Raw genomic sequence first — 17,907 nt, 5'->3', positions numbered from 1 at the left:
AAAAAGCATGGCGCTTGCCATGCTTTAATATTTCCTTCGGGCATATTGGGTTATATCGATGCCGCGGGCAGTGAGCCACTCCCGGCTAAAGCCGGATATTACCACCGGAACAGTCTTAATTTTCTCTAGATTTTGTGTTCCGGTAAGTAACATATAGCGCTTAAAATCGACCATAAATTTGTTAAACCACTTAATTGCACCTTCCACACCCTTGTTGCGGATGACTTTAACGACAGGGCCTGCAATTCCTACTGCCGCAGCACCTAATGCTAAAGCTTTCAGGGCATCCAGCGGAGTTCGTATTCCTCCGGACACAATGATATCGATATTCGGCTCCTTTAAGGACAGAGTCTCAACTGCCGCTACTGCAGTAGGTATGCCCCAGGAAACTAGCTCCGGGTCCAAACTTAGATGACTGCGAGCGGCTTCTATGGCTAAGAAATTGGTACCGCCGCTGCCGCCAACATCAATTACTTTTACCCCAATACCAATTAGAATCTTAGCTTGTTCACGCGCAATTCCACAGCCAATTTCTTTTACAATGACCGGGACGGAGACTTTGGCAACGATTCTTTGAATGTTATGTATGTAGTCCTTAAAAGATCGGTCACCTTCATCCATAATGATTTCCTGTCCGGCATTAAGGTGGATTTGTATTGCTTGGGCATTAATCATTTCAACGGCTCGGACTGCCTCTTCGGCAGACGCGTGAGCTCCGAGATTTGCCAATATTATTCCATTAGGATTTTTTTCCCGGACAATTTGATATGACTCCAAAACCTCTGAATCTTCCAAGGCAGAGTATTGCGATCCGACAGCCATAGCTAAACCAGTTAGCCCGGCAAACTCGGCAAGTTCGGTATTAACTGACGTTACGTCTTTGGAGCCGCCTGTGATCGCATTAATAATGATGGGATGCTGTAATGATATGTCAGCTAAACTGCATGCGGTATTGATTTCCTTCCACTCAAGTTCAGGAAGGCAATTATGGATAAGTGTAAAATCTTCAAACCCTGTTTTTGTTGGTCCGTCTGCTAATAGCACAGAATATTTCAGATGTTCCAGCTTGCGCGATTGACGCACTATTTCACTCCTTAGTCTTCACGGCTGGTAAATAAATGTCCGAATTTATCACCCAGTGTAATTTTATTTTTATCCGGCCGGTTGGTTAAATAGGTTTGGTACTCGGCTTTTTCCTTGTCCTGTTGTGCCTTGGCCATACTAAGAGAAATCTTTTTACTTTCTCTATTTATGCTTAGTATTTTTACAGAAACAGACTGGCCTGTTTTCACTACTTCTTCTGCGTTTGCCACTCTCCGGTCAGAGAGTTCCGAGAGATGAACCAGTCCCTCCACCCCTGGCGCTATTTCAACAAAGACCCCAAATTTTGCAATCTTGGATACTGTGCCGGTAATTACCGTACCTTCAAGTAATTGGTCGGCGACGTCAAGCCAAGGATCACGGGTAGCTTGTTTAAGACTCAATGAAATCTTTTTTGTTGCCGGGTCAACTTTTAATACTACTACTTTTACCTCATCACCAACATTCACCACTTCTTGCGGTGATTTTACTCTCTGCCAGGAAAGATCGGAAATATGTATAAGTCCGTCAATGCCACCAATATCCACAAAGGCGCCAAAATTAGTTAAACGGCGAACAGTACCGCTAACAATTTGCCCTGGTGTTAGTTTTGCTACAAGTTCCCCTGCCAGCTTTTCCCGTTCTTCCAGCAACAACCGCTTCCGGGAAAAGACTGCTTTTTGTTTCGAGGGGTCTATCTCTAGGGGGAGTAAAGTAATTGTTTGACCCACATAGGATGAGAGGTCCTCAACAAACTTAAGTTCCATTTGCGAAGCCGGCACAAAGCCGCGGATTCCCTCAACTGCAACAAGCAGCCCCCCTTTTACTGCATCCACCACTTTACCTGTAAGGGGTGTCATTTCAGCCATGGAGGTTTCTAATTTTTTCCATGCCGTTAATTTGTCTGCTTGGATCTTGGAAAGTTTAATTGTTCCATCGGTACTATCCGCGTTAATGACGTAAACGTTAATAATGTCTCCTTCGGCAACCACTTCAGATGCTTGTTCGGGTGTAGGATAAGCCAATTCGCTTAGCGGAATTATCCCTTCGGATTTGTAGCCAATATCTACAAATACCTCCTCGCGGCGTACCCCAATTATTTTTCCCTTAATGATGCTTCCGGGTTCTAATGTAATTGTATCACTTTCCTGCAATTGTTGTTCAAGTTGTTCAAACTGAGAATCATTTTGAAATTGGGTCATTTGATTGTTTACCTCCTCGATTATCCAGTCGGGGGTAGAAGCGCCAGCCGTGATCCCGGCTTTTTTTACCCCATGAAACCATTCTGGCCTGAGTTCTTCAGCTGTTTCCACATGATATGCTTTGCAGCCGGCAGATTCGCATATTTCAGCCAGTCTGGATGTATTAGCGCTATTTCGTCCGCCAACTACTACCATAACATCAATTTCACCCGCAAGTTGTATTGCTGCTTGCTGCCGCTGGTCTGTAGCCATACATATTGTGCGCTCCACATTTAGCTCATCACATTTAGTCTCTAATATATCAATAATGGTATTAAATTCACCAGCAGAAAAGGTTGTTTGCGCCACAACCCCCAATCGCGGAAAAAAGGCAATATTTCGGGCCTCAGCAGAATTCTCAATCACCAGCGCTTTATTATGCGTCCACTCAAGAATACTCTGTACTTCCGGATGGTTTCGTTCGCCAACCACAACAACTTGATACCCATTCTGCGTCAGTCTGCTGGCTGCCTGTTGCGCTTTTTTTACATGAGGGCATGTCGCGTCAACGATAGTTAGTTGCTTTTCTTTTGCTTTCGCAAAAATATCGGGACCAACACCATGGGAACGGATAATTATCGTTCCTTTTGCTATTTCTTCAACCGTATCTGCCACTTCAATCCCCTTGTCTTTAAGATGTCTCACCATCTGAGGGTTATGTATGATTGGTCCTAATGTATAAACCGGCTCAGCATTTTCAAGAGATTTTATCGCTAGATCAATTGCCCTTTTTACACCATAGCAAAATCCCCGATGCTTTGCTAAGAATATATCCATAACGGCTTGACTCCCTCCTGTCGGGTAGCTTCTGGGACAATCGCCAATATATATTATACTCTTTTGATTGATGATTTCAAAATAAAGAGGGGCTTTTTCGCCCCCCTATCTTTAAAATAAGGTCTGTCTGTATTGCTGTAGTGTCGATTCGATAAATTAACCTGGAAGATTCGGCTTGGTATTGCCATATTCACAGGATACACCCACTTCAGTGTTCAAACCAACAGGTTTATCGCTTTTTAGCAAACTAAGCCAAACCCTGATGGAGTCGAGCAAGGTAACGATGACCAAGACAATAAGAATGATGCTTATAGTACCATTAGCGATACCTAAAGCGTCACCGCGTTTAAGGAACATTTGCGCATTCATAATTCCAGCCGCAAGGACTGTAACCGACAGAAAAGACAGCGGCGCCAGCGTTATCCAGACGTAGGCTTTCTTTGCCGCAATCTTCAAAACAATCGTGGTGCCGATAGCCAGTGCGACAACCGCCAATAGCTGGTTAGCCACTCCAAACAGCGGCCAAATTGTGGCAACATCACCGCTATACAGCAGATAACCCCAACTGCAAGTTACAATAGCGCTGGTAATCAGAATTCCCGGCCACCAGTTGGCTTGTTTCAGCGGCGCATACAGGTATTCACCGGCGATATCCTGCAAAATATACCTTGCCACCCGGGTACCGGCATCAATAGTTGTTAAAATAAACAGCGCCTCAAACATAATGGCAAATTGGTACCAATAATTCATTAAGTATTTCATGCCGCCAATACTTGAAAAAATATGAGCCATGCCAACCGCCAGTGAAACCGCGCCGCCCGGCCGATGGGAAACATCAATATTTACCAGGCGGGAAAGTTCTGTTAACTCAACCGTAGGCATGTTAAGTTTCGCGAAAATAGCTTGAGAGGTATTAATGGCAAAATAGTCGCCGGGCATCAGCACTATTGCCGAAATGAGGGCCATGACGGCGATAAATCCTTCCGTGAGCATGCCGCCAAAGGCAATTGGACGAGCATGAGACTCAAGTTCCATCATTTTAGGGGTGGTGCCGGAACTAATCAAGGCATGGAAGCCGGAAATAGCGCCACAGGCAATGGTAATAAACACGTACGGCCACCAGGGACCGGGAATTACCGGTCCGCCACCATCGAGAAACCGGGTAGTAACAGGCATATTCACCGCCGGTTGAACAATCAGGATGCCAAGAGCTAACGCGAGCACAGTGCCAATTTTCATATAAGAACTCAAATAATCACGGGGAGCCAGCAGCAGCCAAACGGGCAATATGGCGGCGAAAAAGCCGTAAAGCGGCAGTGCTATGGACAACTGCTGTTTTGTCAGATCGAAGATGCCGGCGATGCCGGCCCATGGCTGTCCCGGATTTAGCCAGTGTCCTGTAATTACGGCTGCTATTACTAATAAGAATCCGGCAATTGAACCGGAACGAACTGCACCGGGAACAATCTTGAACATATACAAACCCACGGCAATAGCAATGGGAATAGTCATGGACAGAGTATAAACACCCCAGGAGTTCTTGAACAAGGCGTTCACAACAACGATAGCTAAGCCGGCCAGAGCGACAATGATGATGAACAAGATGGACAGCGAACTGGCAATACCAGTGACGGGACCGACTTCACGGCGGGCAATGACCGCCAGTGATTGACCGTTATGACGGGTAGATGCAAATAAAATAATAAAGTCGTGGACCGCCCCGGCGAAAACAGAACCTAATAAAATCCAGACAAAGCCGGGACCCCAGCCGTATTGAGCAGCCAGAACCGGACCTACCAGCGGACCGGCGCCGGCAATTGCCGCAAAATGGTGGCCGAACAGCACCCATTTGTTGGTAGGAACATACTCCCGGCCGTCGTTGCAATGATGCGCCGGCGTGACATTCGCGTCGTTGAGCATTAATACTTTCGTGGCAATAAACGATGAATAATAACGGTATGCAAGTACAAACACACATATTGCAATTACAAGAAGACTAATTGAATTCACTTTAACGTTTCTCCCCCTTTTCATATTGGAATCGACAGGTAGGTATTTTTACTAAATTTACCTATTTTGGAAGTTTATATATTTAGAATATATCAAATTGTACTGAATGGCAATACAACCGCGTAAAAAAGACAAAAACCCAGGTAAAATTACCCAGGTTTTTTTGAACTTCTCTTATGCGATATATATTATTGATACATTGGCTGATTTTCAAGCAGGCAGGATATTTCCGACATAATGCGGGTAGTGATAAATTCCATTGATTCCTTGTCAGTCTTACCTTTTGTAACCATGATAGGCGGCCCGAATTTCACGATAAATTGGGGAAATAAACAACCGTTACGAAATACTCTGTTTGTCCCGATCACTGCGGCAGGAACCACCGGAACGCCGGCCTTCGCAACTATCATTGCTATTCCCGGTTCCGGCGAACCTAATTTCCCGGTTTTACTGCGTGTTCCTTCGGGAAAAATACCTACGATGTTGCCGGTTGCAAGAAGAGACAGAGCGGTGCGTATGGCGGTCCGGTCTGCAGTACTGCGACGAACGGGAAAAGCATTAAATTTCTTAATGAGCCAACCGAAAACCGGTATTTGAAAGAGTTCTTCCTTGGCCATGAAATGAATGAGTCTCGGAACAGCTGTGCCAATTACAGGCGGGTCAAACAGACTAATATGATTAGAGGCGATTACCACCCCGCCAGTTGTGGGAATGTTTTCCGTTCCATATACTCGCCAGCGAAAAAATATGGTAAAAACAGCAGTAAACAAAATACGGGCCAGACTAAGAAACATTCATCTTCTCCTCACATAAACACAATATTTGTTGTACGGCTTCGTCTATCGATAAGTTTGTAGTATCAATAGGAATAGCATCCGGGGCTTTAACCAATGGCGCCGCTTCTCTTTCACAATCTTGTTTATCTCTGGAGGCGATCTCAGATTCCAATTGCGACAAGTCAACATCGAATCCTTTATCACTAAGTTCTTCCCATCTGCGTTTGGCTCGTTCTTTAATGGAAGCGGTTAAAAATACTTTGATATCAGCTCCCGGCAACACATGGGTTCCAATATCTCTTCCATCCATTACGACTCCGCCGGAGCTGGCCATATCACGTTGCATTTTTAGCATGACCTGGCGTAAAGCAGGAATTTGGGCGACGGATGAAACCGTTTTGGAAACTTCGGGTGTACGGATGGCGTCTGTTACATCTAATCCGTTGATAGTTACATTTGTCATTCCATTGACATAAGATAACTTTAAATTGATATTTTTGGCAATACTAGCAATACCGCCAGAGTCACAGGACGATAATCCGCGATGTATGGATTCCCAGGCGACCGCGCGGTACATGGCGCCGGTATCAATATAGGTATAGCCGAGACGTTGAGCAACAATCTGAGCAACCGTGCTTTTTCCAGCGCCGGCGGGACCGTCAATGGCAATAACTAAATGCTTTGGCTTCATTGGTTCCTCCATGAGAGAATAAAGTTAGCTAAGTGGGTTTACTGAAATTTCATCTATTATCTTAAAGAAAGAAGGGTATGATATGGAGACACATTCCGCATTGGAAATTTTCACCCCGTTGCCTGCCGCTCCGGCGATTGCGGCAGCCATAGCCATTCGATGATCATGATGGGAGTCACAGCTCGCCATGGTTATACGTTGCGGACCTACAATACTGAAGCCATCGGGAGTTTCTTGAATATTCGCCCCCATTTTACTTAATTCTGTTGTAATTGCGGCTAACCGGTCACTTTCCTTAACCCTAAGTTCTTCGGCTCCTCTGACAACAGTTTTTCCTTCGGCGAATAATGCGGCGACAGCGAGTATGGGAATTTCGTCAATCAGCCTGGGAATGATTTCCGGTTCTATTTCAACTCCCTTTAGCTGGGAAGATCTAACATGAATATCGGCTACAGGTTCCTCGCCGCTCCGGTGTTCATTAATCACGGCAATATCAGCTCCCATACGAACCAGAACATCCAAGATACCGGTTCGTGTCGGATTGATCCCAACATTAGTGAGCGTTAACTGGCTGTGAGGAATAATAGAGGCGGCAACGAGCCAAAATGCCGCTGAACTTATATCACCGGGGACGTAAAGTTTTTGAGGAGCGGCTAACTTTTGCGCCGGCTGAACAGTTACAGACGATCCGGAGCGGGTCACTGTTATTCCAAACGTGGCCATCATACGTTCAGTATGGTCTCTGGATATAGAAGGTTCAGTTATCGTTGACGGCGAATTGGCAAACAGTGATGCCAGCATAATAGCCGACTTAATTTGCGCGCTGGCGACAGGTGTATCATATTCAATTCCGCTCACTTTTTCGGCAGGGCTAATGGCAACTGGAGCATACCGTGACTGGCTCCTGCCAATTATTTTACATCCCATTATGGTTAAAGGGCTTATTACCCGGCTCATCGGGCGTCGCCGCAGGGATGAGTCACCGGTCAACACACTGAAGAAAGGCTGTGCCGCCAGTATCCCGGTCAGTAGTCGCAGCGTTGTGCCGGAATTACCGGCATCCAATATATTGTCCGGCTCGGAAAGATTATGTAATCCCTTTCCCTGAACGGTCAACACGCCGCTGTTGTCTTGTTCAACCAATACTCCCAGAGCCCGCATACAGTTGATTGTCGACCAGCAATCTTGAGCGTGTAAGAAGTTGGTGATAGTGACCGGTGTCTCAGACAGACCGGCTAGCATTACACTGCGATGCGATACGGATTTATCCCCAGGAATACTTATTGTCCCCACTAACCCTTTTACGGGTTTAATTTCAATAATATTGTTCATAATCATACCCCATTTATGTAAAAATTAAGTGTTCACTGGTCGGCCAAGAGCAGCAGATAATATACGCAATTCATCCATCAACTGGGTAAAATTATTGAGTGTTAAGGATTGAGGTCCGTCAGATAACGCTTCTTCAGGACAAGGATGCACTTCGATAATCAAACCATCGGCGCCGCAGGCAATTGCCGCCTTGGCCATAGGACCAACCCAACGCCAACTTCCGGTTCCATGGCTAGGGTCAACAATTACCGGTAAATGACTAAGATGTTTAACGACCGGCACAGCATTTAGATCTAAAGTGTTACGAGTATAATTCTCGAAAGTGCGTATACCGCGTTCACAAAGTATAACCTGGGAACAACCCCCAGCCATAAGATATTCGGCAGCCATCAGCCATTCTTCAATGGTTGCCGAATTACCTCGCTTAAGAAGGACAGGTTTGTTCGCCATCGCGACCTCTTGTAACAAAATAAAATTTTGCATATTACGTGCTCCGATTTGCAGTACATCTACATATTGAACCATGAGATCCACATTTCGCGGATCGGTAACTTCAGAGACCACCGGTAGTTTTACCGCATCTTTGACTGCTTTTAGAATTTCCAAACCGTTTTTGGCCAGACCTTGAAAGGTATACGGTGAAGTCCTGGGTTTATAGGCCCCGCCTCGCAGCATTGTTGCGCCCGCTGTTTTGACGCCTACTGCCGACTCATATAGTTGCTCGTAGCTTTCAATTGCACAAGGGCCGGCAATGACAGACAAACGGCTACCGCCGAAAGATGATACAGTAGAATTTGCTACGGCAACAACTGTATCATCAGCCTGAAATTCACGACTGGCTAATTTAAAGGGTGATTTGACAATTAATACTCGATCAACGCCTGGCATTCGCTCGTACAATTCTGGATTGCAGGCAGACAAGTCTCCCTTCGCGGTTACAATTGTATTGCCCCCGCTTGAAATGCAATAAGTAGCAAGGTTATGTTGTTTTAGCTTGTTAAGTACACGGTTAACCTGATCGGGTGTAGGAGCATTCATCACTATAATCATTATCTTTGGAGCCTCCAAAGTTCAAAAATATAATATATTATGCCGATTAAAGAATTGACATCCGGGTATTAGGATAAGCTGAGGTTAAGCGACAGCGTCGAAGCAATGCGTTCCATACAGTATAATTCACTTTTTTAAACCAATTTCCTCCATGTCGGTTGGTAGAGCAGAAATTATTACTTTTTTTTAACATACCTGCAAGATGTTAACCCTTTCCTGTTATTTTAACTTTACCCTGCCAACTACGATTATCGGCTCAGTTGCTTCCAGCAGTAATCCGGGTTGAGGCGTGATGACATCCTCCCGTGAGGCGTCAATAACGAACCTTGCGGGCTGCTGTTTGAGTGCCGTAACGTCAATTTCCACGTAATCTCCTTCAAATACAGTTAGCTTAAGACTGCCTTCATGAAAATTTCCGGCGTTTTCACCATTTATGGTAACAAATACATCTGTATTGGCAGGGGGATTAATCATACGAATTACGAGATTTTTACCAGGTCTTAATGAGAGTAATGATCTTGAAACAAATGAGCTGATTTTATCTTCCTCTTTGATATAAGGTGTGTTTTCCGCCTGGGAAGGCAATACGGCAGCAATTTGCTCGCCTTCCAGTTTGTCCACCAGGGAAAGGTACTGCCGCGTATCTTGATTCAACAGCAAACATTGTGAGACTAACAAAGCTGCAATTAAACCGGTACATAAATGGACAAGAAGCCGGTCTATTATTGCATAGGATCTTTGCTTTCCTTTATTTTTTTTATTTTTTCTTTCTTTCATATACATAGTAATAGTTCTCCAACTACTATAGTAATAGTTCGTCAACGAAATAAAGAGATTTCTAACCTATTTTGCTGCGAACATTCCTGCCACATAGCCTGTTGAAAATGCTGCTTGAAGGTTAAATCCGCCGGTATAACCGTCAATATCGATAACTTCACCAGCAAAAAACAGACCTTTCACCAGTTTGGATTCCATTGTTTTGGTATTTATTTCTTTTGTATTTACGCCACCGGCGGTAACAATAGCTTCACTGACCGGACGAGTATTACTAATGGTAAATGTAAAATGCTGTAATTCATGCAAGAGTCGCTGCCGTTCCTGTTTTGTAATCTGATGTACCGGTTTATCCGGGTCAATATAGGCTAAATCGATAATGACCGGTATTAATTTTGCTGGTAACAGTTCTTGTAGGGAGTTTTTTATCTGTTTGCGGGAAAACTTTTCAAAATCACGTTGAATACGCCTGTCCAATACATCTTCCGTTAACGCCGGCTTTAGATTAATATCTATGAACACCGTTTCTCCCTGGGCAAGCAGTTCGGATACTTTTTTACTTAAAGATAATATGATTGGACCGGACAATCCATAATGCGTAAATAGCATTTCACCAAATTCCGTTGTCAGGTTTTTCCCGTTACATAGCACAGAAGCCGATACATTCTTAAGGGATAATCCCTGCAGTTCGCTGACCCATTCTTCGGAAACTTCCAAAGGGACAAGGGAGGGTTTTATTGGTATGATTGTATGGCCCAGATTTTGTGCAAAATCATAGCCGTCGCCTGATGAGCCGGTGGCGGGATAAGACGCTCCACCGGTAGCAAGAATAACAGCATTTGCCTTATATTCTTCACCTTGCCAGGTAACTAGTGATGTAATTGTATTGTCTGCAGCAATGATCTTTTTCACTCTTTTACCGGTTATTATTTGTACTGCTAACGTCTTTAAAATGTTGGAAAAAGTATCTACAACATCTTTAGCTCTGTCGGTTGCCGGGAAGACCCGTCCGCCTCTTTCCACCTTTGTTTCGAGTCCCCATTGGGACAGAAAATCTACTATGTCATGGTTATCAAACATGTTAAAAGCACTATACAAAAACAAGCCGTTCCCAGGCATATTTTTTATTAGTTCGGGAATATCGCAGTTATTTGTAATATTGCAGCGCCCTTTGCCGGTAATTAACAACTTTTTGCCTATTTGGGGCATTTTTTCTAGTACAGTTACTTTAGCGCCCTGATTGGCAGCGCTAACAGCAGCCATTAGCCCTGCTGCTCCTCCCCCAACGATAACAACTTGTCCCATTTCATCAACCTTCTTCTTGCTAATTGCAATTTATATCTAAAAGAGATTTATATGGAATCCAAAAATGATTTTCTATTAATCTTAATGCTAGGAACGCTTCGACGCTGCCGCTTAACCTACGCTTATCCTAGCATTACGATTGTAAATCATTTTTGAAAACTATATAGTAGCACAAAGTAAAATGAAAATGGGGAACGTTCACCACATTCTTTACATTCCTTCTGCGTCCTCTGTGTCTGTGTGGTAAACCGTTACCCCTCATTATCTTTTGTTCTTTTTTGAGACTATTATTTCATTATTTCAGTGGTATTCGGCCAGCTCGCTTGAGTTCATCAATTTCAGCCGGGAGCAGATGGCGGTAATGCCCCCGGCGAACACCTGTCAGATCTAAAAAGGTGTATTGTATACGCTTTAGATTCTTCACCGGATGGCCGATTGCTTCGAACATCCTGCGAATTTGCCGGTTTCGGCCTTCATAAATAGTAATTTCAATGGTCGCCAATTCATTTGTCAAATCGGCACCGAGAAGATGAATTTTTGCCGGAGCAGTTAATCCATCCGACAAATGAATTCCGCTGCGCAATAGGTCTAATTTCTCCTCAGTTGGTATTCTATGGACCTTGGCGATATAAGTTTTGGTTATTTCATGACTAGGATGAGTTAAGGCATGAGTTAAGTTCCCATCATTCGTCAAGAGTAAGAGACCCTCAGTGTTGTAGTCCAAGCGTCCCACCGGATATATTCTTTCCGCTATGCCGGTAATTAAATCTATGACAGTTTTCCGTCCTTGGGGGTCAGCCAGAGTTGTTACAACTCCTTTGGGTTTGTTTAGTAAAATGTAAATATACTTTTCAGCAGTCAACACCTGCCCGTCAACGGCAACTCTGTCTTGCTGCAGATCGACTTTAGTTCCAAGTTCAGTGATAATTTTGCCGTTCACTGTTACCCGACCTGTTGTAATATATTCTTCCGCATCGCGTCGAGAGGCAATGCCGGCTTTGGCAATTACTTTCTGCAAACGTTCCAACATATGTACGGATCAAACTCCTAAATATCAATTTAATCTTGTATGAACTCAGTGTAATCAGCTTGAACTTTACATGTCCGAACCTTCTGGCCGCCTTTAGTTCCCCGTTCACAACTGCCGCATAATCCTTCGCCACAGCACATGGTGGCATTATTGGTAGCTGCCATAGGTATATTGACTCCGGCAGTCTGCATGGCGGCAATAACGCCATAGTGCTGATCATCCGGGCCACAACTGACGATTAAGTCCGGGAGGACGCCCCGGTTTGAAAGACGTTCCGCTACAATCTGCATGCCAGTATGACGCAGGGAAGGTACAACCGTAACCTTCACCCCCAGGTCACGTAGTTCGTTATCGATAAATACACAGCCAATTTTACCGGGAGCTAAAATAGCTTCGACCTGATTGGCGGAACTGGTCAATTTGCGGACTATGGGGATGGCGGGAGGTTGGCCCATGCCACCAGATACCAATAATATTTTACCATTATTTATATTGTCAATCCATGGCTGACCAAAAATACCGTTAAAATAGGGTCCCCGCACCAAAAGCTTGCGGTTGTTGTCATGAAAAAGACGGGCAGATTTTGGTCCGATAGTCTCTACCACAACCTGGATAGTAGTGCCAGTTACCTTCATGATTCCTACCGGAAAATGACAGAATGTCGGATCCCCGATTTTTTTTAAGAACACGAAGGCGCCAGGCTTATCGACTGCTGTGGCCAGATCTGAGGTAACATCAAATGCTAAAAGGTAGGTATTTTCGCATAGTTGTTCAATACTAAGCTCAGTCTCGATTTCCGTGCGTACACCGTTGTCAGTTTCGAATGACAACCATTCTTTATTTTTATACTGCCACTGCTTTTCATATAGTATGCAGACGCCCATCCAGTTACAATTGCACAGGTTCTCACCTTTTAAATGACTGCAAAAAACGCAGTGATTTGTTTCAGCCAAAAGACACGGGCAATAAGGCGAGTTGATATCAATACACCTTAAATTTAATTTTCCAGACATTTTGGCCCCCCCTTCATATGAGGCAAGTGTTGTAAATATCAGCTAAACCGGTCTTTTTTATCCGTTCGGTAATCTCCGTCCGGTTGGCGGAATAAAGGCCCTCGCGTTTCATATGTTCAAAGTATACTGAACCTGAAAAGGTGTATCGCATCGTAAGCCCGTCTTCCTTTTCCATTTGCTCATGGATGAATGCAATAAAGTCGCCGCAGGCTGATTCCCGTGGCAGTTGCAAATATTGCATGTCTAAACCGTATCGTACCGCGTTATGGCCCGCCAGCAGACCGGTAATCACTGCTTCCGTATGGCCTACCAAAATTCCCGCTTTCTCGCCGGCGCAAAACAAATTGTCCATACCTTCAACTTGCAGAGAATTTGAACAAGGCGCCATGCCTAAATAGCGGACTGAATTACCAATTCCGCCGGAATACGGATCCTCATAACGGGCGCGCTCTAACCCCGGTATAGTTCTTAACGAATCAAGGGGAAAATATGAGGCCATTAGCTTCACATGACCGGTATCAAGCAATACAAGATTTTCAGCATATTCCGCAATCGCGTATTGAGAACAAGCTTTTTTACCCAACAACCCATTTTTTCTTAGATGTTGAGGCAGCGGGATTACTACTGCTCCGTGTTTTTCCAAATCATCCTTCAGCTCTTTGCTCAAGGAGTCTTTTGTCAACTTACAGGATCCGCTCATAGCTCCGAAAGTTCCATCGGTTTTACGCCCCATAATTTCTTTGATTTCCGCTTTAGCAGCCAAGCTGACACGCGGCCCGAAACTAGGACATCTCAGAATGCACATTGCGCATCCGTTTCCATATTTAAGGCAATTTCCCATGGGCCCTGCTGATCCGGTCGTGTCGACAAACACATCCCCTTTGATAACTTCATTTTTATCATCTACTACTGACTGAATCTTTCGTCCATATTTCACTATATCAACAATTCTGGTTGTGGTTTTAATATCAATGCCATAGTTTTGCAATATTTTTTTTACCAACGGCTCCATAGTCGTTACATCATAGAAAGAAGCGTGGTTGTGACTTGGAAAATTAATGCCGCGATGTCTTGTGTTGGCGTCCATAGCGACGAATAAGTCGCCACCTCCCATTGCAATGGCTTCTTCGGCAGCAGTAAACCTTCCGTTATTGCGGAATATTCCACCGACCAGCCCGGTGCCAAGTAATAGGTCAGTACGTTCCACCAGAACTACCTGCCCGCCTGCTTTTGCCGCCGACAGGGCGGCTGCACAGCCGGACCATCCGCCACCGACCACTACGACTTTAATCATGGGGTCCCCTCCATTCCCTGCTTAATCACAATACAGTCTATTCTTTCATAGCAGAAGTGACACAGGCAGCAGCAGGAAAAAACTGACAGCGCATTGCTGCCAGTTCTAAAGCGTGTTTTTAAAAAAACACTAATTTACATATGTATACCGATGCCAGAAAACTGACTATATCACCTGTCAGTCCCACAATAATCGCATACCTGGACTTACTGATGCCGACCGCGCCAAAATACACGGTTAAAACGTAGAAGGTAGTATCCGTACTTGCTAATATTGTTGAGGCTATTCGGCCGTTTATTGAGTCCGGACCGTGAGTATTCAATATTTCCGTTGCCAGTCCTAATGATCCGGTGCCGGAAAGCGGCCGCATTACAGCCATTGGCACGAGGTCAGGGGGAACTCCCAGCGTGGTCAGCAATGGCTGTAACTGAGCGATGCAAGCCTCCATCGCACCTGAAGCGCGAAATATACCGATTGCAACCAACATAGCGACAAGACACGGCATGATTCGAACTGCTGTTTGAAATCCTTCTTTCGCCCCCTCCACAAATGCTTCATAAACTTTTATCCCACGCAAATACCCGGCAACAGGAATTAGAAAAAGAACCACCGGTATGGCCCAATTGGATAATTGCTGGCATATTTCCGCGAACAAACAACGTACCCCCCTTGTATACGTTTTTTACCGGTAAAGAATGCGGCATATCCGATCGACGATGAGTACGGCAACAGTAGATATTAAACTTACGAGGATAGTAGGGGCCAAAATTTCAGTCGGATTTACTGAACCCGCAGCTGAGCGCAGGGCAATAATAGTTGCAGGAATGAGCGTAAAACCGGTAGTGCACAAAGCCAGCAAAGTGCACATCTCCGCTGTCGCCGTATCCTTCTTTGGATTTAGTGTTTGCAATTCTTGCATGGCTTTAATCCCTAATGGTGTAGCAGCATTCCCAAGCCCCAGCATGTTAGCGCTGATAGTCATCACAATTGCTCCTAAAGCAGCGTGTTTTTTGGGTACTCCCGGAAATAGCAACCGTATAATAGGGCTCATCAGTAGGGATATCAGCTTTACAATACCTGATAATTCGGCAATTTTCAGAATCCCCAGCCATAAACACATTACACCTGTTAAATTTAGTGCTAAATCTACCGCTGTTTTAGCTGAGTTAATTGAACTTTGCGTAACCACATCTATTTTTCCCGTATAGCCCGCGTAAAGAATGCCCCCTGCAATCATTACCAGCCAAATAAGATTAATCATGTATTATCACCTATTATGAGGGTATGAAATATTCAAATGAACTAGAACAAAAAAAGACTTGGCTGTCTAAAGCCAAATCTCCGGTGAGATTATTAAGCTAAGTTTCGGATAACATAAGTTAGTAAGTTCCACACCGACCCCCACAGCAAACCAAAAAAAGTTCTTTTTTCAACTCCATAATCAGCGACCAGATCGACACTGGACACTTCCGCATTATTATACATGACTTTAGCTACCCCAATTTTCTGTCCTTTGTTAATAGGGGCATTAATTTTATTTGGAACGTTGATAACAGTTGAAAACTGGTTTTGCTCATTTTCAGCCATAGGTATCATGATGTCGGCATTAGCCACCAGCCTAATGCTTTCCGCTTTTCCATCGTTGATTTTTACGGTTTTCATTATGTCACCCTGTTGAATTAAGGTCACAAGTTTTAATTGGGTGAAACCATAATCCAATAAGGCTATGGAATCATCCCACATTCGTTCGCTATCCAGCACGACGGAAATCAACTGAATGTTATCTCTTTTGGCAGCCGAAACCAAGCAGCGTCCGGCAGCTTCAGTATATCCGGTCTTCACACCATTTGCACCCTCATACAGCCAAAGCATCTTATTTTCATTATATAAATCTCTGTCATGGTTTTTGCCTGGCCATGGAATGACAATATTTCGGGTCGAGACTATTTGCGTGAATATTGGATTACGATATCCATATGCGGTTATTCGGGCCAGGTCACGCGCAGTAGAGTAATGCTCTTTGTCAGGGAGACCACTTGAGTTGGTAAAGTGCGTATTACTGGCCCCGATAGCTTTTGCCTTTTCTGTCATTAATTTGGCAAATTTATCTACACTTCCGGAGATATGTTCTGCTACTGCTACGGTAGCATCGTTGCCTGATATAAGCATTATTCCGTACAACATGTCCAACATTTTTAGTCGTTCGCCAGGAGCCAGCCATAGACATGAACCTTCAGTAGCTGCTGCATTTTCACTAGTTGTCACCAATTCATCAAGCTGACTGTGTTCCAATGCCGTTATCAAAGTCATTATTTTGGTTGTGCTTGCCGGATAGCGGCGCTGATCAGCATTTTTCGCATATAAAACTTTTCCTGTTGACGCTTCTATAACGATAGCCGATTGTGCTGTGACATCAGGTTTTTTTTCAGACGCAGCCGAAGCTCCGGCCGATGGTGTAAAATAGACCAGCATCAGAATCAGCAATCCCAGGTATGCTACTTGGCGTGCCATCGTTTAACCTTTTTCCTTTCCTAGTTATATTGTAAATAATTAATTATATTAATTATATTAATTATATGAATAATGTTTGCGACCAAAACTATTATAATCGTATTATTCGTTTCCGTCAAAAGTAATAACTCTTAATAATAAACCATTAATCTAAATTACTGTTGATATTTTGTAAAGTATTACATGTTTTATAGATTAACAGGAAATAATATTTTATAAATACTAAGGAGGTGAGCGGCATGGAAATGGAAACATTTGATGTAAAAAGCGCTTTGCGAACTACTCTGACGCAAAAACAGGAGCTGGTGCGTGACTATCAGTCTTATGCGGATCGCATTAACGATGCGGAAGTAGCTAAAATGTTCAAACATTTTGCCGAAGCAGAGGCTCTTCATGCTACCCAAATAAAAAATAAATTAGGTGAATTAAGTTAACTGGTCAGCTGTATCATCAGCATTATATGCAAAAAACCGCACCGATATGTTGGGTGCGGTTTTTATTTTTATATATTAATAGTAAAAGATTCAGGGAGAAAAACACTAATCTTATCATTGGGTTTGGGTTGTATGGGCAAGTTGGTCAAGTTTATCATTTTGATTTAAATTGTTTTCGTGCGACTCGTGTGACTCGTATGACTCATGGTTATGTTCAAATAAAGCTTGCAACTTATTCATTACTTGAGGCACCATATCGATAATCCGATCATACAGAAGGTTGCTTTCTACCGACATGAAACGAACCCCATTCGTCGGCGAGCATACTAAAAATCCTACCGGTTTAACACTGACACCGGCTCCGCTGCCGCCGCCAAATGGTAAATTATTAGTATGCTGACCATCTAAATCATCTGTCTCGTAATCTCCGCCACCGGCAGCAAAGCCGAAAGCAACACGTGAAATGGGAACAATTACAGTCCCATCAGGAGTTTCGACTGCATCACCGACAATGGTGTTAACGTCCACCATACCCTTAATACTTTCCATGGCAGTTTTCATCAGTCCTTGAATCGGGTGTTCAGCCATT

Annotated in this window: 17 protein-coding genes; 1 reads left to right on the top strand and 16 read right to left on the bottom strand. The window is 44.0% G+C overall.

What is annotated here, in order from left to right; genetic code table 11:
- Window positions 1-24: 24 nt before the first annotated feature.
- From fni to MAMMFC1_RS18075, 15 genes are all read right to left on the bottom strand, one after another.
- Window positions 25-1,083: a type 2 isopentenyl-diphosphate Delta-isomerase gene (gene fni / locus MAMMFC1_RS18145; RefSeq protein WP_126309859.1), complete on the bottom strand. Its 1,059-nt coding sequence runs from the start codon at window positions 1,081-1,083 to the stop codon at window positions 25-27.
- 11 nt (window positions 1,084-1,094) lie between these two features.
- Entirely contained in the window at window positions 1,095-3,098 is a 2,004-nt protein-coding gene (locus MAMMFC1_RS18140; RefSeq protein ID WP_126309858.1) for a bifunctional 4-hydroxy-3-methylbut-2-enyl diphosphate reductase/30S ribosomal protein S1, read from the bottom strand.
- Between the two features lie 156 nt (window positions 3,099-3,254).
- Entirely contained in the window at window positions 3,255-5,108 is a 1,854-nt protein-coding gene (locus MAMMFC1_RS18135; protein ID WP_126309857.1) for a carbon starvation CstA family protein, read from the bottom strand.
- 188 nt (window positions 5,109-5,296) lie between these two features.
- Window positions 5,297-5,902, bottom strand: coding sequence for a lysophospholipid acyltransferase family protein (locus MAMMFC1_RS18130; RefSeq protein ID WP_126309856.1), 606 nt, complete (start codon window positions 5,900-5,902; stop codon window positions 5,297-5,299).
- Window positions 5,892-6,575 (bottom strand): (d)CMP kinase, encoded by a 684-nt coding sequence (gene cmk / locus MAMMFC1_RS18125; protein WP_126309855.1) that lies wholly within the window; start codon window positions 6,573-6,575, stop codon window positions 5,892-5,894. Before cmk ends, MAMMFC1_RS18130 begins: the two co-directional genes overlap by 11 nt.
- 24 nt (window positions 6,576-6,599) lie before the next feature.
- A complete protein-coding gene (gene aroA, locus MAMMFC1_RS18120; protein ID WP_126309854.1) occupies window positions 6,600-7,907 on the bottom strand; it encodes a 3-phosphoshikimate 1-carboxyvinyltransferase in 1,308 nt (435 codons plus the stop codon).
- 24 nt (window positions 7,908-7,931) lie between these two features.
- Window positions 7,932-8,957 (bottom strand): 3-deoxy-7-phosphoheptulonate synthase, encoded by a 1,026-nt coding sequence (aroF, locus tag MAMMFC1_RS18115; protein ID WP_126309853.1) that lies wholly within the window; start codon window positions 8,955-8,957, stop codon window positions 7,932-7,934.
- Window positions 8,958-9,176: 219 nt separating this feature from the next.
- A complete protein-coding gene (locus MAMMFC1_RS18110; protein WP_145987654.1) occupies window positions 9,177-9,617 on the bottom strand; it encodes a hypothetical protein in 441 nt (146 codons plus the stop codon).
- A 183-nt stretch (window positions 9,618-9,800) separates the two neighbouring features.
- Entirely contained in the window at window positions 9,801-11,036 is a 1,236-nt protein-coding gene (locus MAMMFC1_RS18105) for a BaiN/RdsA family NAD(P)/FAD-dependent oxidoreductase (protein ID WP_126309851.1), read from the bottom strand.
- A gap of 295 nt (window positions 11,037-11,331) precedes the next feature.
- Window positions 11,332-12,066 carry a pseudouridine synthase gene (locus MAMMFC1_RS18100; RefSeq protein ID WP_126309850.1) on the bottom strand — a complete coding sequence of 245 codons (735 nt, stop codon included), beginning with the start codon at window positions 12,064-12,066 and terminating at the stop codon, window positions 11,332-11,334.
- 29 nt (window positions 12,067-12,095) lie between these two features.
- Complete coding sequence (locus tag MAMMFC1_RS18095; protein ID WP_126309849.1) at window positions 12,096-13,079, bottom strand: hypothetical protein; 984 nt, start codon at window positions 13,077-13,079, stop codon at window positions 12,096-12,098.
- A gap of 13 nt (window positions 13,080-13,092) precedes the next feature.
- Window positions 13,093-14,373, bottom strand: a complete 1,281-nt coding sequence (locus tag MAMMFC1_RS18090) for an FAD-dependent oxidoreductase (protein ID WP_126309848.1) — start codon at window positions 14,371-14,373, stop codon at window positions 13,093-13,095.
- Between the two features lie 118 nt (window positions 14,374-14,491).
- Window positions 14,492-15,028 (bottom strand): spore maturation protein, encoded by a 537-nt coding sequence (locus MAMMFC1_RS18085; RefSeq protein ID WP_126309847.1) that lies wholly within the window; start codon window positions 15,026-15,028, stop codon window positions 14,492-14,494.
- Between the two features lie 27 nt (window positions 15,029-15,055).
- Window positions 15,056-15,634 (bottom strand): nucleoside recognition domain-containing protein, encoded by a 579-nt coding sequence (locus MAMMFC1_RS18080; RefSeq protein ID WP_126309846.1) that lies wholly within the window; start codon window positions 15,632-15,634, stop codon window positions 15,056-15,058.
- Window positions 15,635-15,726: 92 nt separating this feature from the next.
- A complete protein-coding gene (locus tag MAMMFC1_RS18075; protein ID WP_126309845.1) occupies window positions 15,727-16,884 on the bottom strand; it encodes a D-alanyl-D-alanine carboxypeptidase family protein in 1,158 nt (385 codons plus the stop codon).
- 239 nt (window positions 16,885-17,123) lie between these two features.
- On the opposite strand from MAMMFC1_RS18075, the gene MAMMFC1_RS18070 reads away from it, so the two are divergent.
- Entirely contained in the window at window positions 17,124-17,318 is a 195-nt protein-coding gene (locus tag MAMMFC1_RS18070) for a rubrerythrin family protein (RefSeq protein WP_232035528.1), read from the top strand.
- Window positions 17,319-17,432: 114 nt separating this feature from the next.
- Here MAMMFC1_RS18070 and ytfJ read toward each other — a convergent pair whose 3' ends face one another.
- A complete protein-coding gene (ytfJ, locus tag MAMMFC1_RS18065) occupies window positions 17,433-17,906 on the bottom strand; it encodes a GerW family sporulation protein (protein ID WP_126309844.1) in 474 nt (157 codons plus the stop codon).
- Between the last annotated feature and the right edge of the window lies 1 nt (window position 17,907).

It is taken from the genome of Methylomusa anaerophila, assembly GCF_003966895.1.
Classification (GTDB): domain Bacteria; phylum Bacillota; class Negativicutes; order Sporomusales; family Sporomusaceae; genus Methylomusa; species Methylomusa anaerophila.
The sequence above is the reverse complement of the archived record's forward strand: the minus strand, read 5'-3'. Positions and strand labels throughout refer to the sequence as shown.